Source organism: Paramuribaculum intestinale, assembly GCF_003024925.1.
Lineage (GTDB): Bacteria > Bacteroidota > Bacteroidia > Bacteroidales > Muribaculaceae > Paramuribaculum > Paramuribaculum intestinale.
In genome coordinates this window covers 1-14,202 of the sequence record NZ_PUED01000057.1, presented here as the reverse complement: position 1 = coordinate 14,202, position 14,202 = coordinate 1, and the positions used below count along the sequence as shown (strand labels likewise).

The 14,202-nt window shown below is 52.6% G+C and carries 17 protein-coding genes; 4 read left to right on the top strand and 13 right to left on the bottom strand.

Annotation, left to right across the window (positions count from 1 at the left end; translation table 11 throughout):
- Window positions 1-60 precede the first annotated feature (60 nt).
- The gene (gene rplS, locus C5O24_RS05905; RefSeq protein ID WP_107034800.1) at window positions 61-420 is read left to right on the top strand and encodes a 50S ribosomal protein L19; all 360 of its coding nucleotides are present in this window, start codon (window positions 61-63) and stop codon (window positions 418-420) included.
- Window positions 421-504: 84 nt separating this feature from the next.
- Here rplS and rprY read toward each other — a convergent pair whose 3' ends face one another.
- From rprY to lepA, 4 genes are all read right to left on the bottom strand, one after another.
- Complete coding sequence (gene rprY / locus C5O24_RS05900; protein WP_107034801.1) at window positions 505-1,212, bottom strand: response regulator transcription factor RprY; 708 nt, start codon at window positions 1,210-1,212, stop codon at window positions 505-507.
- 26 nt (window positions 1,213-1,238) lie between these two features.
- The gene (locus C5O24_RS05895; RefSeq protein WP_107034802.1) at window positions 1,239-2,759 is read right to left on the bottom strand and encodes a sensor histidine kinase; all 1,521 of its coding nucleotides are present in this window, start codon (window positions 2,757-2,759) and stop codon (window positions 1,239-1,241) included.
- A gap of 268 nt (window positions 2,760-3,027) precedes the next feature.
- Entirely contained in the window at window positions 3,028-4,446 is a 1,419-nt protein-coding gene (gene nhaA, locus C5O24_RS05890; protein ID WP_107034803.1) for a Na+/H+ antiporter NhaA, read from the bottom strand.
- A gap of 145 nt (window positions 4,447-4,591) precedes the next feature.
- The gene (gene lepA / locus C5O24_RS05885; protein WP_107034804.1) at window positions 4,592-6,379 is read right to left on the bottom strand and encodes a translation elongation factor 4; all 1,788 of its coding nucleotides are present in this window, start codon (window positions 6,377-6,379) and stop codon (window positions 4,592-4,594) included.
- A gap of 434 nt (window positions 6,380-6,813) precedes the next feature.
- Between lepA and C5O24_RS05880 the strand changes: the two genes are divergently transcribed.
- The 3 genes from C5O24_RS05880 to C5O24_RS05870 all read left to right on the top strand — a co-directional run bounded on the left by C5O24_RS05880 (window position 6,814) and on the right by C5O24_RS05870 (window position 9,142).
- A complete protein-coding gene (locus C5O24_RS05880) occupies window positions 6,814-7,974 on the top strand; it encodes a phage head morphogenesis protein (protein WP_107681573.1) in 1,161 nt (386 codons plus the stop codon).
- Window positions 7,975-8,081: 107 nt separating this feature from the next.
- The gene (locus tag C5O24_RS05875; RefSeq protein ID WP_107036675.1) at window positions 8,082-8,693 is read left to right on the top strand and encodes a phage virion morphogenesis protein; all 612 of its coding nucleotides are present in this window, start codon (window positions 8,082-8,084) and stop codon (window positions 8,691-8,693) included.
- Window positions 8,694-8,704: 11 nt separating this feature from the next.
- Window positions 8,705-9,142, top strand: coding sequence for a hypothetical protein (locus C5O24_RS05870; protein ID WP_107036676.1), 438 nt, complete (start codon window positions 8,705-8,707; stop codon window positions 9,140-9,142).
- Here the strand turns inward: C5O24_RS05870 and C5O24_RS05865 are convergent.
- The 9 genes from C5O24_RS05865 to C5O24_RS05825 all read right to left on the bottom strand — a co-directional run bounded on the left by C5O24_RS05865 (window position 9,133) and on the right by C5O24_RS05825 (window position 14,050).
- Window positions 9,133-9,405: a transposase gene (locus C5O24_RS05865; protein WP_107036677.1), complete on the bottom strand. Its 273-nt coding sequence runs from the start codon at window positions 9,403-9,405 to the stop codon at window positions 9,133-9,135. The genes C5O24_RS05870 and C5O24_RS05865 overlap by 10 nt on opposite strands.
- Window positions 9,406-9,518: 113 nt before the next feature.
- The gene (locus C5O24_RS05860; RefSeq protein ID WP_107036678.1) at window positions 9,519-9,713 is read right to left on the bottom strand and encodes a hypothetical protein; all 195 of its coding nucleotides are present in this window, start codon (window positions 9,711-9,713) and stop codon (window positions 9,519-9,521) included.
- Window positions 9,710-10,267 (bottom strand): host-nuclease inhibitor Gam family protein, encoded by a 558-nt coding sequence (locus tag C5O24_RS05855; RefSeq protein WP_107036679.1) that lies wholly within the window; start codon window positions 10,265-10,267, stop codon window positions 9,710-9,712. The genes C5O24_RS05860 and C5O24_RS05855 overlap by 4 nt, the downstream gene beginning before the upstream one ends.
- A gap of 5 nt (window positions 10,268-10,272) precedes the next feature.
- The gene (locus C5O24_RS05850; RefSeq protein ID WP_107036680.1) at window positions 10,273-10,677 is read right to left on the bottom strand and encodes a hypothetical protein; all 405 of its coding nucleotides are present in this window, start codon (window positions 10,675-10,677) and stop codon (window positions 10,273-10,275) included.
- 1 nt (window position 10,678) lies between these two features.
- Window positions 10,679-11,044 (bottom strand): hypothetical protein, encoded by a 366-nt coding sequence (locus C5O24_RS05845; RefSeq protein WP_107036681.1) that lies wholly within the window; start codon window positions 11,042-11,044, stop codon window positions 10,679-10,681.
- Window positions 11,045-11,073: 29 nt separating this feature from the next.
- Window positions 11,074-11,322, bottom strand: coding sequence for a hypothetical protein (locus tag C5O24_RS05840; protein ID WP_133165475.1), 249 nt, complete (start codon window positions 11,320-11,322; stop codon window positions 11,074-11,076).
- 11 nt (window positions 11,323-11,333) lie between these two features.
- Entirely contained in the window at window positions 11,334-11,975 is a 642-nt protein-coding gene (locus tag C5O24_RS05835) for a P-loop NTPase family protein (protein WP_107036683.1), read from the bottom strand.
- Between the two features lie 11 nt (window positions 11,976-11,986).
- Entirely contained in the window at window positions 11,987-12,886 is a 900-nt protein-coding gene (locus tag C5O24_RS05830) for an AAA family ATPase (protein ID WP_202613090.1), read from the bottom strand.
- 12 nt (window positions 12,887-12,898) lie between these two features.
- Entirely contained in the window at window positions 12,899-14,050 is a 1,152-nt protein-coding gene (locus C5O24_RS05825) for a hypothetical protein (protein WP_107681572.1), read from the bottom strand.
- Window positions 14,051-14,202: the final 152 nt, after the last annotated feature.

Here is a 14,202-nt window from a genome sequence, read left to right as displayed (position 1 = left end):
GGACATGCAGCCTGGCCATATTGCGACTAATATGTTAACATTTTAATTAAAACGATCACAATGGATTTAATTAAAGTTGTCGAGGAAGCTTACGCTACCGGCAAGAAACATCCCGAATTCGGTCCCGGCGACACCATCACCGTGGCCTACCGCATCAAAGAGGGTAACAAAGAGCGTATCCAGCAGTATCGCGGTGTGGTAATCCGTATCTCGGGCGACGGCGACAAGAAGCGTTTCACCGTCCGCAAAATGAGCGACAACATCGGTGTGGAGCGTATCTTCCCCATCGAATCGCCGTTCATCGACTCTATCACCGTCAACAAGTATGGCAAGGTGCGTCGCGCCAAACTTTACTACCTCCGTGGCCTTACCGGCAAGAAGGCCCGCATCAAGGAGCGCCGCGTCAACGTTGCGAAATAAGCTGCAACACCGACAAAAAAGCATCCGGGCAGTCCGGGGATTTATCCCCTCGACTGCCCGGCATTCTTTTATGCTTTATAAGCCTCAGGACTCTGCTTCAGCTTCGGGAGCGATGAGCTTATAGCCCTTGCCGTGGATGTTGATGATCTCGATTGACGGATCGTCGCGCAGATGTTTGCGCAGCTTCGTGATATACACGTCCATCGAACGGGCGTTGAAATAATTGTCGTCGATCCAGATAGTCTTTAGAGCGAAGTTACGCTCAAGAATCTCATTGACGTGAGCACACAGCAGGCTGAGCAGTTCAGACTCCTTGGTGGTAAGCTTGGTCATCTTGTCGCCAATCATCAGAGTCTGCTTCTGTGTGTCGAAAGTAAATTGTCCGATCTTGTACATCGTGATCTCCTTGCCCTTCTTGCCCTTTACGCGGCGCAGTATGGCCTCGATTCTGAACACGAGTTCCTCCATAGAGAAAGGCTTGGTGATATAATCGTCAGCACCGATCTTGAAGCCCTCGAGGATATCTTCCTTTATCGATTTCGCGGTAAGGAATATGATGGGCACCTCCGAGTTGACCGTGCGGATTTCCTGCGCGAGTGCGAATCCATCCTTTTTGGGCATCATCACATCAAGCACACACAAGTCGTACTTGCCTTTCAGGAAAGCCTTGTAGCCGCTTTCGCCGTCGGCAAACAGATCGGCATTATAGCCCTTGGCCTGGAGGTATTCGCGAAGAAGCATACCGAGATTCTCGTCGTCCTCGCAAAGCAGTATACGCAGTCGTTCTTCCATAATAATTTGTTTTTATATGTTTGTATTCATCTTTTCGCAAGCGGCAGAGTGATTATGAATCGTGTACCTTGCCCGAGTTCACTCTCCACCGTTATCTGTCCGCCAAGCTCCCTCACCATTTTGTTGACATAGGCCAGACCGAGTCCGAAGCCTTTGACATCATGCAGGTTGCCAGTCGGCACTCTATAAAATTTCTCGAATATTTTCTTTAGATCCTCACGACGGATACCGATGCCGTTGTCGGCCACTGTCACTTCAAGACGTCCGCCCGACACGTCGCGTGTTGTCACCGAAAGTTTAAGCGACTCATCCTCACGACGGTATTTGACGGCATTGTCAAGCAGATTGAAAATCACATTGGTGAAATGCATCTCGTCGACATGAATGATCGACTGTTCCGCCTTGAGCACAGCCTCTATATGGCCGCCATATTTCTCCACCTTGATCTTGAAAGTGTGGATAATATTCTCGACAATGGTGTTGGCATCCACATCCTGAAGTTTAAGTGTGGCCTTCTGACGCTCGAACATCGACATCTGCAACACCTTCTCGACCTGAAAACGCAACCGCTTCGTCTCATCGTTGATCACATTGGATATGTGCTCAAGCATATTCGACGACTTGCGTACAGAGCTGTCGTTGAGCATCTGCGCGGCAAGCGATATGGTGGATATGGGAGTCTTGAACTCATGTGTCATGTTGTTGATGAAGTCGTTTTTCATGTCGGTCAGCTTCTTCTGGCGGAAGATCAGGTAGATTGTTATGACAAACACCACCAGCAGCACAAACGTCATGATAAACGCCGGAATGATATAGTTGAGCGACGACATGATGTAATCACGCTTGGTGGGGAAGTAGACCTTGAGGTAATACATCAGATTGCGCGTATCGTTGGGAAAAAGCGTCTGCACAAACATATTGTCATTACCCACCTGCTCAGGCATGTAGCCAGCCGAATGATACACCGCGGCACCCTGACGGTTGACGACAGCGAATTCAAACGGCAGGTCAAGGCCGTTGTTGGCCAGTTCCATTCTGAGATATGTGGCCACCTTACCCGAATCTGCGCGTTCGGCGATCGGACGTGTGCTCGACTGGCTTATCATGCGCAGTATCACCTCGTTCATAAGCGTGCGCTGCTTAAGATACTGTTCCTGCAGTATCTCATGGGTCGGCCGCTGGCGCTGACGCGGAGTAAGAGTTATAGTCGGATCGAGCGCATTGAGATCGCCTTGCAGCGTCAATGCTCCCTTCTTGCCTTCAGGAGTGGTGAAAGAATACTGTATGCCACCCTGCTCGCCCGATGACGACGAGTAGCGTGGCAATACCGAGGTTTCGATCTGAGCCACATCCTCTTCAAGAAAATACTGCGTTTCGTCCTGCTCCAGATTGCCGGTGACAGCGTAAAGCGACCGCTTCACGCCTTCTGCAAACTGGTCATCGCGCATACGCAGTATGTTCTTCATGTACATCACCTGCACATACAGAAGCCCCGCAAATGTCAGAGCCATTATGATGGTTATTGCCCAGATTGTCGATTTTTTCATTTTATCACTTTACAGCCGTCAAGCGGCTATATGTTTTTTAATTTATTATGTTAACGCTTGAGATGCCCGAATTGTTAGCGGAGCATAAAAAAGTCAATACACCCGGTTTTAACACTTCGTGCCAAAATTAACAATTAAATGTGAATTTCGCAAATTTAATACGACAATTTGATACCGGCGATCATTGTATATAAACGACGTATATAAACGACGTCGCGCTGCCCGCATGAGGCAACGCGACGACCTTTTATCGTATTATAACCCGGATTTACATGTGAAGTGCATCTTCATCATCCGACGCCACATACTGACCGCCGGCAGGAAGAGTACGGCCGAGCAGCAGGTATCCGAGGATACCCGAGACAAGCGATCCCACCACAATGCCGAGTTTGGCATGATTGAGCAGATCGGCACCATGCACACCCATTCCGGCAAACGACAGATTGGCGATAAACAGCGATACTGTAAATCCGATACCGCCAAGCATCGCCACTGACGCCATCATCTTCCAGTTGGCACGCAGCGGCATCGGGGCGAGATGGAGCTTTACAGTCAGCCACGAGAAAAGGAATATACCCGCGCACTTGCCTATCACCAGACCGCATATTATCGCAAGCGATATACCTTCAACAATCGACAACGGATCAAGGTTGAGCAGAAATATGCCGGCGTTGGCAAAGGCAAACAGAGGCACTATGAAGTTATTGACCACCGGATGCAAGGAGTCTTCGAGATCCTGCAGAGGCGATATCACTTTGTCGGAAGCATACTCTATCATTTTGAGCCAGTCCATCTGCTCACGGTTGAGTATGCTCGACTGTTCGAGATGCTCATCGTCCTCATACTTGAAGTGAGCTATCGAGGCGCGAATGATCTTCACATATCGACGAGGCTTGAACACGGGCGATGCCGGCACACAGAATGCCACCAGCACTCCGGCGATTGTAGGATGCACGCCCGAATTGAGAAACAGAAACCACACACATCCGCCAATACCGAGGTAGAATATCTTGCTCTTGATGTGCATAGCACTGCCAAGCAGAAGCACTCCGAGAAGCACTGCAGCATAGACCAGCAGCATATATTCGATATGCGACGAATAGAAAGCCGCAATGACTATGATGCCGCCTATATCGTCGACCACAGCCAGAGTAGTAAGGAAAATCTTCAGCGAAATCGGCACCCGCGAACCAAGCATCGCAAGCACTCCCAGCGAGAATGCGATGTCGGTGGCCATCGGTATAGCCGATCCTCCTACATAGTCAGTACCCTTCGACAGCATGTAGAAAATAACCACCGGCACTATCATGCCTCCGAGAGCGCCCATGATCGGCAGCAAAGCCTGCTTGAACGACGACAACTCTCCGACAAGCACCTCGCGCTTGATCTCAAGACCTATCGAAAAGAAAAACACAGCCATCAGAGCATCGTTGATAAACTCCAGCATATTCATCGGCTCTCCACCATGGGAGAACAGATTGAAGCCGCCTATCTGCAGCCTCACCTCCTGTTCCCAGAACTCAAAATAGTAATGGTTAATAGCCGGGATATTGGCCACTATCATGGCCAACAGAGTAGATATTATCAGAATATTTCCGCCTGTAGCATGGCGACGTATGGCCTGACGTGCCGCAAAAAACGGAGCATGATGCTCACTTTCGACAATGTTGTTGATTTCGCTTGACATTTCGGTCGGTTGTTGTAACGGAGAGAGCGGTTGAAACAATATAAATTTATCACACAATAATATCACCCGTCTGCAGTTTCCTCATTCGGTTCACATATATGCAAAACTTGCCGATCACAAGACCGAAGACGGACATAATGTCAGATCAGTCGAGCTTGAGCACAGCCAGAAATGCTTTCTGAGGCACCTCGACCGAACCGATCTGCTTCATGCGTTTCTTACCCTTCTTCTGCTTCTCCAGCAGTTTGCGTTTACGGGATATGTCGCCTCCATAACACTTTGCGGTCACATCCTTACGCACAGCCTTGATGGTTTCACGCGCTATGATCTTGGCGCCGATAGCTGCCTGAATGGCTATATCAAACTGCTGACGCGGTATCAGCTCCTTCAGCTTCTCGCACATGCGGCGGCCAAAACCCACTGCATTGTCGGCATGAGTGAGGGTCGACAAAGCATCGACACTTTCGCCGTTGAGAAGTATATCGAGCCTGACAAGCCTCGACTCCCTGAAATCATGCAGATGATAGTCAAACGAGGCATAACCCTTGGATATGCTCTTGAGTTTATCGTAGAAGTCGATTACGATTTCGCCAAGCGGCATATCGAACGTCATCTCCATGCGGTTGCCGGATATGTATTCCTGCTTCACGAGTATGCCGCGCTTCGACAGGCAGAGGGTCATTATCGGGCCTATGAAATCGGCCACAGTGATGATCGACGCCCTGATGTACGGTTCCTCGATATGATCTATCAGCGTTGGTTCGGGCAATCCCGAAGGATTGTGCACTTCAGTCATGTTGCCATGCTTGTCAAACACCCGATAGGATACATTGGGCACGGTTGTGATTACATCCATGTCAAATTCGCGACCGAGGCGTTCCTGTATGATCTCCATGTGAAGCAGACCGAGGAATCCGCAACGGAATCCGAATCCGAGCGCCGCCGACGATTCAGGCTGGAATGTCAGCGATGCATCATTGAGCTGCAGTTTTTCGAGCGATGCACGGAGATTCTCGAAATCCTCTGTCTCTATAGGATATACTCCGGCAAACACCATAGGTTTGACCTCTTCGAATCCAGCTATAGCCTCGCTGCACGGACGGTCGACATGAGTGATCGTATCGCCCACTTTCACCTCGCGCGAGGTCTTGATACCTGATATGATATATCCGACATTGCCGGCCGAGAGCTGCTGCTGCGGCGCCATGTCAAGTTTGAGCACGCCGATCTCGTCGGCATGATATTCCTTACCCGTCGACACAAACTTCACAAAGTCACCGCGGCGGATCGTGCCGTTGACAATCTTGTAATATGCTATGATGCCTCTGAACGGATTGAACACAGAGTCAAATATGAGAGCCTGAAACGGAGCCTCCGGATCGCCATCGGGAGCCGGTATGCGGGAAATGATCGCCTCAAGAATCTCCGGCACACCAAGGCCTGTCTTGCCTGACGCACGGATGATATCCGAATGATCGCAGCCCAACAGATCCACTATCTGATCCTCTACTTCTTCAGGCTTGGCGCTGTCAAGATCCACCTTATTGACCACCGGGATGATTTCAAGATTATTGTCGATAGCCATGTAGAGATTGGATATCGTCTGAGCCTGAATGCCCTGCGAAGCATCGACAATCAGCAACGCTCCCTCACATGCCGCGATGGAGCGCGAAACCTCATAGGAAAAGTCAACGTGTCCCGGAGTGTCGATAAGATTCAGCACATATTGCTCATTGCCCGAAACGTAATTCATCTGTATGGCATGGCTCTTGATGGTTATGCCACGCTCACGCTCGAGATCCATATCGTCAAGCACCTGAGCCTGAAGATCCTTACCCTCAACGGTGTGGGTGTATTCAAGCAATCTGTCGGCCAGAGTACTCTTGCCGTGGTCAATATGGGCTATTATGCAGAAGTTGCGGAGATTCTTCATTATATTCGTGATTTTCGCCACAAAGTTACGAAAAAACCACTACATAGGCAAAAACCGCCTCGGCATGCACTCCATTGCTCCATCCATTTGCTACATATCCTCATGTGCTTCGCAAAAACAAACTGGATAGCAGTCGCTGTCAGAATATTGTTCCATCAACAAGGCTGGATTTATCTTGAAAAAGATTAGCCCATGGGGTCGGTCGTGTATTGACGCATAGAGACGCTGACAGATCTAAAAAAGACCATGTTAGATCGTTATACAAAGAGGAGATAAAGTTCATAAATTAGAACAGGGAGGTTTCCCTCCCTGCAATGCTCGCGCCGTAGCGTTGGCTAACCCTTTCAGGCTATCACAAAAGTAATAGTTTTCTTTTACACTCCAAACGATGACACCGCAAAAATTTCGCGAATTTGCCGAAAATTCCCTCAAAAATGCGACTGCTCGATTCAAACGGCCGTCTAAAGTCGTTCGAACAGTGGTCAAACGATGTCCAGTCGATAGCCTCCCACCAGTTCGGGCCGTGGCTGCGTACGGAGTATGACACGGCCGTTATCCGGGCGCATCAGGCGGCGGAGTGGCAGCGGTTTGAGCGTGACAAGGATGTGCTCCCCAACCTCCGGTGGGTGCCGTCGACGTCGCCCAATCCGGGCGCGGATCATCGCATCTACTGGGGTACGATCCTCCCAGTGGATCATCCGTTCTGGTCGCGACACCGGCCGGGCGACCGATGGAACTGCCAGTGCTCGCTGGAGTCGACCGACGAGCCGGCGACAGGGATCAAGCATGAGGATGCGGTGGATCCGCGCAAGGATGGACCCCACAAGGGACTCGGCGACAATCCGGGCAAGTCCGGCAGTCTGTTTGGTCAGGATCATCCGTATTATCCAGACAGCTGCTCATCGTGCCCGTTTGCCGGAGGACTCAAAAACCGCCTCGGCATGCGATTCGGCAATAAAAAGAAGGATTGTAACAGCTGCCGCCAAGCCGACAATGCCATCCCCGACGAGGAGGTCGAGCGCAAGAAGCAAAACCGCGCGAAATATCGAGAATTGAAAAACAACCCCGAATGGCGCGACGTGGAATACGACAAGCGTACAGGCGGATTGCGAGCCCAACATGTCGGCCATATCACCCATGACGGCCTCAAGGCGGAGCGCTTCTTTGAAGGTCTTACATCCACGCAGCTCGAACTCGAGTGCCAGGCGGAACTCTTCCGCATGGGGCGCGTCGCCTTACTCCTTGATGAGTCAAAAAAGAAGAATGGAAATAAGCTTGCCGCTCTTGATCTTGAACTGGATGGAGAGGCTATGGATATACGCTCTATAACAGGGCACGGATGGTATTCGCACGCGCTTGCAGCTAAAAACAGACAATTGACCAACTACAATGCCCGCGAAGATGTTGAGCATCCGTCTAATTCCGTCTGTCTGTATTTTCATGACCCATCATTGTTCGACCACAAAAAGATGGTGAAATCAATAGCACAATTTCGACATTATCGTGATATGCACGGCGATCTACTAAAACGACAAATTAAGCATGTTTATTGCGTAATAAAAGGGTCGAAAGAGCTGCTGAAATATGATATATAAAAAATAAGCCGGGTCCCCAATAGGGGTATACCCGGCACACCTTGGCATGATAGCCTTGCGGCTAAAGTCCATTGCAAAAGTAACACTTTTCTCTTACACTCCAAACAATGACACCGCAAAATTTTCGTGAATTTGCCGAAAAAAGGCAAAAAGAGCTCGCAAAACTTCTCCGCAGCGATCTGCCGCGGCTCATGGGAACAAAGGCGATGCAGCATTTCCGGGGCAATTTCGCCCGGGGTGGCTTTCTGGATGATAACCTGCAGGCGTGGCCGTCGACATGGCGCCAGCAGACCCTCTCCGGGGCTGACGGGCAGCGCGGACCGCTGCTGTCGCGCACCAACACCCTGCGCAACCGGATTCTGTTCAAACTTGCTCCGGGGCGCGTGCGCATCTACAACGATCTGATATATGCCGCCATCCACAACAACGGCGGCAGCATCACCATCACACCCAAGATGCGTAAGAAGTTTTGGGCGATGTATTACAGGACGTTGGGCACGAGCAAGGCCACTGCCGACAACGGCAAAGGCCGCCACAAAGGCAAGACGGTGACACATCTCAACGCCACCGCCGAATCAGAAAAATGGAGGCGTATGGCTCTGACCAAAAAGACACGATTTGTGATGCCGCAACGCAAATTTATCGGCCCATCGCAGACTCTCACGCGTGAGCTGCGCCGCACCGTCGAGGATGAGATCCGCAAAATATTAACCCCATAATAACAACCAAAATGGAAGAACTGTACATCAACATCATCAATCGGATCGCGGCCGAAGTGCCGGAGCTGTCGCTGATCGACGAGGATTATGGCCAACTGGAGATGTCGGCCGAGGACGACGCCTATCCTGTAACCTACCCCTGTGTGCTGATCGGCAATGACGAAACCGAGTGGGAGGATCTGACCGGCGACACCCAGCGCGGCCGCGCGACGCTGACCGTGCGCCTCGCCACCGATTGCTATCACGACACACATTACACATCCGGCACATATGACCATGTGCGCGAGCGTCGCCGGCTGCTGCGCAAGGTCTATCGGGCGCTGCATCGGTTTAGGGCTGCGCCCAATGCCTCGGCGCTTACGCGCGTGCGCAGCAGGGGGTACTCCATGCCGCACGGTATCAAGGTATCTGAGATGACTTTTGCGTTTAGGATCTCCGATCAGATCTGATCGGCAAATAGCCGCAGTTGATCGGCGGTGAGCCGCGGGGCGCGTATTTTGGGGACCGGCTTAAGCCCCTCGATGCGACCCTCGCGGCTCGCTTTGCGTATGATGGCCATGATGCGCTGCTCGCTCAAAAAAAACTCCCGCTCGGAGAGTATGCGCAGCGCGTCGTCAAAACGCAGTCGCTGAGTCTCGGTCCAGTAGTAATAGCGCCGGCATAGCGCCTCATTACGTAACTTGATTAATTCTCGATCCCTACCTTTGGCCATGTGCAAGATTTGTGCTCTCCAATGCAAAATTACGAAAAAATGCGCAGACTCCCACGAGCCTGCGCACCCAAAACCAAATCAATCTGTAATATCTACCTGTTTTTTGTTGCTGTCTAATATCCGACGGCCTTAAGCGTCGCCACTACCTCGTCGACGATCATATCTGTACGGATGACGCTCTTGTCGGTCATTACGACCCATGCGCTGTCGTCATGCTCCTCGATGACGGCGATGCTCTCCGGTCTGACGTAGCAGATCTGAGTCTGCTGATCGGGGCCTGTGCCCACGACTCTGCGCAACTTGATCATGACGCTGCCTCCTCTCTCTTTGGCTCGACAAAAAAGCTCTCCTCCTGCACCACGAGGATGCCACACAGCGCCATCTCATGCAGCAGCGGACGTGCTGCCTCCTCCGGCTCGTCGTCACGCCGACATGGGAGGTTGCGGTCAGCCAGGAGGCGATCCTTGTCTACCTCCTCTTTTGTGCGGATATAGTTCGGGAGGCGATCCTTGACGAGCTCCAGAGCGTCGGCCCATGTGGTGCCGCGCGCGGTCTTGCACTTAGGCTGACCCGTGCGAAATCCGATCACGCCGTGGGTCATCTCGAGGCTCTTGCGCTTTGCAAAGAGCTCGCTCTGGTTTTCCACTGCGTAGGTCTGCAGGCGCTCAAACGCCTCGTCCTTGGTCTGCTGCAGGGCCGCGAGTTGATCCTGATGCTTTTCGCGGATCTTGGCGCACGCCAATTCGATCTCGGCCGTGATTTTGGTCTGCTGTGCGTCAGCCTTGGCGTAGGAGGCAAATGCCTCTTCGGCCTCCCCGGCCGTTATGCCGGTAATGATTGTTTTTTTTACTCTTTTTGCCATAATGATTATTGATTAATGGATGATTTTTTGTCCTGTCTGTGCTTGATGGCACGCAGTTTGCGCGCCAGTGTGTCAAGCTCGCCATTAGTCAGCTCCCTAAACGGTTTGCCAGCTATCCGTGGGTCGACGCAATACTCATCGACGACCGACCAATCGGTGGTGTCCTTGCCGAGTTGCTGCATGAGCCGTAGGCATATGCTGCGCTTTTCGCGGCGGAGCTCCCGGATGCCAAACTCCCGCTCGAGAGCGCTACACATGGCGTTGTATTCCTTTGTAGTCATATCTCGGAGGCTGTCCGTCCGGCCGTTGGTGTACTGCAGCACGAGCTGCTTCTTTTGCTCGTCGCGTTCGTAGAGCGGCGGCATATACCGCAGAATCGCGTAAAACCGCCTGTAGTTGTCTATCGCCATATCAAAAAAATGTCAGTTGTGTTGCTTTGTAGTTTTCGACCTCTCTGACCGCGGCCTCTATGCGGGCCGCGGCGCCGTCGTGGCGTGTGATCCAGTAGCTCCCGGCGGCCTCGCGCAGTCCGCCAAGCAGAGCCTCGGTCTTGTCCTTGGCTCTTGGCGAGTTGACATGGACTCCGCCGCAGCCGCCGCCGGTCGGTACGGCGTAGGTGACCGAGTAATGATAACCTGCCTGTGTCCGGCCAACCTCTATCCACAGGCCGAGACTGTCGGTGCGGATCACCTCGACGGTCACGGCGTCGATCAGACGGTTATTGACCTGGATCCGGCTGACAGGTATCTCGATCTCCATATAGCGCGCTATGCTCATGTAGTGCTGTGGTATTTGCCAACTCCGTATCATTGTATTGCTCCGGTTTTGCGGGGTTGATCACGACGACGGGCGGGTACCCATGTAATATCGACGACAGCCACCATTTTACCGGCGCCGTGGCAGTCGGGGCAGACGGACGCTTTGTCGTCCGGACCGTAAGGGGCAAAGTGCCCGGACCCGCCGCAGTAGCGGCATGTCTGCGGGCGGCTGTAGTAATGCTCCGTGCCGGCGCGATCAGGCGCGGCAAGCGTGATGCTTTCTCTCATTGTACTCATAATATCTCGTGTTATTTGATGGTTAAGTCTGCTTTTACTTGTGCGCCCCAGTAGGCCTGTGCGCGCTCCGGCCAAATGACAAAGGTCTCCTCCGGACCGATAAAACGGCCAAAGGTCTGCGCGCGGAATCCCTCTACCCAAATCTTTTCATCGGCCATAAAGAGCGCATGATCACCAACGCGTCCCTTCGGGCGAAGTCCGTCGGTCTGGCTGACAAATATTATCAGCTTATTTTTTTTATGGATATTGACAAACTCGTCATATGTCTTGGGCGACAGCCCGGTACACTGCAGACTGTCGATGATGTAAAAATGTGGACTCATGCGCTTGGTCATGCGCTCATTGAGCTCCTCGATCGATTCCTCAACAAACGCCAGACGCGAGTTGACCTCGCTCATGCGGTTGGTGCGGATGTTGTTTTGCAGGGTGAGGGATATGCCTTCCTCGAGGCTATTGTAGATCCCCTTATAGTGCCGACACAGCTCTTTGCACAACTGCATGACAAACGACGATTTACCTGATCCGGATTTGCCCCATATCAACCATACGCCGGTGGGTGCGATCTCTCCGACCATATTGTGCCATCGCTCGCTCAATGTCAGGGTAGGGAGTTTTTTTGCGTCAACCTCTTTGACTGATAATGCTCGTGCCATTTGATCGCTGTTTAACCGTTGTTTGACTGCTTTTCAGGTGCCGTTTTAGCGGCGGCGATCCGCTTTTGTCGGTGGATCTCGCGGCGCACGACGCGCATGTCGTAGTCACTATCGCGGGCAACCGCAACCACTTTTGCGATCTGCCCTTTGTCTGTCAGGCCATTTGCCTCGCAGACTACCTCCACATCGATGTGGTTGGTAGGTTCGAGCTCGTAATACCGGCGGCCGATGCGCGAGTAGATCTCCGCGTAACCTTTTTTGCCACAGGCCACGCCACGCTCCAGTCGGCGCTCGATGTAGCCGGTCGACAAAAACGCTATGCCGCAACACCCCTCCATGCGGTTGTAAATGTTGATAAAGTAATGAATAACGTTGTCATTGAGCTTGTCGCCCTCGTCAAATATCAGCAGCGGCGACTCGAGCTGCATAAGGTAGTCGGTCGCGCCCTCGAGCATCTCACGCAGGCGCATGCCGGCGGTTTTGAGCCCGACCTTGCGGGCGATCTCCCGGACAAAGTCACTCTTACGCATATCCTCGTCGCAGAGCACTACAAACACGTTGTCGTTGTTGGCGGCATAACACCGCGCTCCGGTCGATTTGCCGCAGCCTGCGTCGCCGACGATCCAACGCACGTTACCAAAATCCTGTGCGTCAGCCAAGGCGGTCTGGATCTCGCGAAATGATGTGGTCTCGACAATCCTCCAGCCGAGCTGCGAGCCTTGCGGGGTCACCTGCTTGTCGACGTTGCGCCACATATCATCGCTGATCAGCTCATGATTGCCCTTGAGTATGGCGCTGACGGTCGCGGCCGACACGCCGTTGAGGCTTGCGGCGGCCTTGTTTTGGCTCGGATAGCGCCCTACATAAGTGCGGAGGGCGTCGGTTATCCTTTGTTTTTCTGTTTGTGTCATGATTATCTCGTGTTATAATTTTGCTACTGCTCTGTATTGCTGATCCTCGCCGTAGTCATCATTCTGCTTCTTGCCGGTACTCCTGTCGAGTATCATCATGCTTATCTCTTTGCTGACCTGCCCGGCGCTCATGCGCTCATACTTCGGCCGCAGATTGCGGGTGCGCCGGTGTACCTCGCGCTCGATCTCCTCCTCGATCTTCTTGCTGCCGCCTGGGAGTGTCGGACGGTTAAGTCCCTGCTGCTCGAGCGACATGCCATACTTGCGCTCGATGGTGCGCGCCTCTATCTCTCGTTTTTTGTAGGCCTCCTCGTTGGCCTTGATGTTGTCGCGGATCAGCTGCTGCTCGCCGGGGAGCTGCTCTTGTATGTTGCGGTGGATCCTCACGGGAGGCACAGCCACGCGCTCAAAGCGCAGATCGCCGGTCGACGATTTGGTGTACAACCGCACTGACGACAGATCGCAGGGGTCATACTTGACGTAATATCGCCGGCCACGGTTGCGGCCGAGAAAATCGTAGTCATATACACCCGGGCGCTCATGCACCTCATATTTACGTTTCTCGCCGTTGATGGTTACCGTGAGGCCGTTGTCGGTGTAGGCCACAGGTTGTTCGGTGGTCCACCACAGCATACTCACCATATCCTCCTCTGTGATCGCGGGGGTGGCGGGGTTGGAGCTCGTCAGATACATCTCCATGCGGCTGATGCCGGTGTTGGGGTGCGCGGCAACGTTCCACCGCTCGCGATACTCCTCATAAGCTTTGATAAGTTCGGCGCGGGTATATAGATGCTCCATATTAGCGTAGACAAAATTCGTGTCTACATGGCTTGACTTTCTTACAGCGGTGATATTCATGCCGGTAAAAAATTTGTCTTGAGCCAGATATTGCCCCTGGAAGCGGTTGAATACGCTCTCGATGGTTTTTGATTGGCCGCTGTAAGGCTTGGTCGTGCGGTGCACCTTGACCGGGAGGCGATCCAAAAACTTCACGGCGTCACCCTCTTTGTGGCCGCCCTGGTTGTCATGCACAACCTCGTAAGGCCGGTGTCCGGCTGTGATCAGAGCCATGCGGTAGGCGGCGTATTGGGCGCGGGGGTTCTCGGTCTCGCATACGGAGTAACCCAAAAACACCTCGCTATAAGCGTCGATCACCTCATACACCTGCAGGGTCTTGACTCTCCATGTGCCGCCGCGCGGCCCGGGTACAACTTCTATGTATCACACGCTGACTTCGGTCGCGACGCCATACCACTAGTAGTCTGCCATACTCAGCAGAATAGAGGTGTTTTTAAGGCTTTAGACGTTATCAGCGG

Coding starts and splice junctions, on each gene's coding strand:
- C5O24_RS05865 (WP_107036677.1), bottom strand. CDS start 9,405: ATGGCCAAAGGTAGGGATCGAGAATTAATCAAGTTACGTAATGAGGCG.
- C5O24_RS05860 (WP_107036678.1), bottom strand. CDS start 9,713: ATGATCAAGTTGCGCAGAGTCGTGGGCACAGGCCCCGATCAGCAGACT.
- lepA (WP_107034804.1), bottom strand. CDS start 6,379: ATGAAGAATCTCCGCAACTTCTGCATAATAGCCCATATTGACCACGGC.
- rprY (WP_107034801.1), bottom strand. CDS start 1,212: ATGGAAGAACGACTGCGTATACTGCTTTGCGAGGACGACGAGAATCTC.
- C5O24_RS05830 (WP_202613090.1), bottom strand. CDS start 12,886: ATGACACAAACAGAAAAACAAAGGATAACCGACGCCCTCCGCACTTAT.
- C5O24_RS05850 (WP_107036680.1), bottom strand. CDS start 10,677: ATGGCGATAGACAACTACAGGCGGTTTTACGCGATTCTGCGGTATATG.
- C5O24_RS05875 (WP_107036675.1), top strand. CDS start 8,082: ATGACACCGCAAAATTTTCGTGAATTTGCCGAAAAAAGGCAAAAAGAG.
- C5O24_RS05870 (WP_107036676.1), top strand. CDS start 8,705: ATGGAAGAACTGTACATCAACATCATCAATCGGATCGCGGCCGAAGTG.
- C5O24_RS05840 (WP_133165475.1), bottom strand. CDS start 11,322: ATGAGTACAATGAGAGAAAGCATCACGCTTGCCGCGCCTGATCGCGCC.
- nhaA (WP_107034803.1), bottom strand. CDS start 4,446: ATGTCAAGCGAAATCAACAACATTGTCGAAAGTGAGCATCATGCTCCG.
- C5O24_RS05880 (WP_107681573.1), top strand. CDS start 6,814: ATGCGACTGCTCGATTCAAACGGCCGTCTAAAGTCGTTCGAACAGTGG.
- C5O24_RS05845 (WP_107036681.1), bottom strand. CDS start 11,044: ATGAGCATAGCGCGCTATATGGAGATCGAGATACCTGTCAGCCGGATC.
- C5O24_RS05855 (WP_107036679.1), bottom strand. CDS start 10,267: ATGGCAAAAAGAGTAAAAAAAACAATCATTACCGGCATAACGGCCGGG.
- C5O24_RS05895 (WP_107034802.1), bottom strand. CDS start 2,759: ATGAAAAAATCGACAATCTGGGCAATAACCATCATAATGGCTCTGACA.
- rplS (WP_107034800.1), top strand. CDS start 61: ATGGATTTAATTAAAGTTGTCGAGGAAGCTTACGCTACCGGCAAGAAA.
- C5O24_RS05835 (WP_107036683.1), bottom strand. CDS start 11,975: ATGGCACGAGCATTATCAGTCAAAGAGGTTGACGCAAAAAAACTCCCT.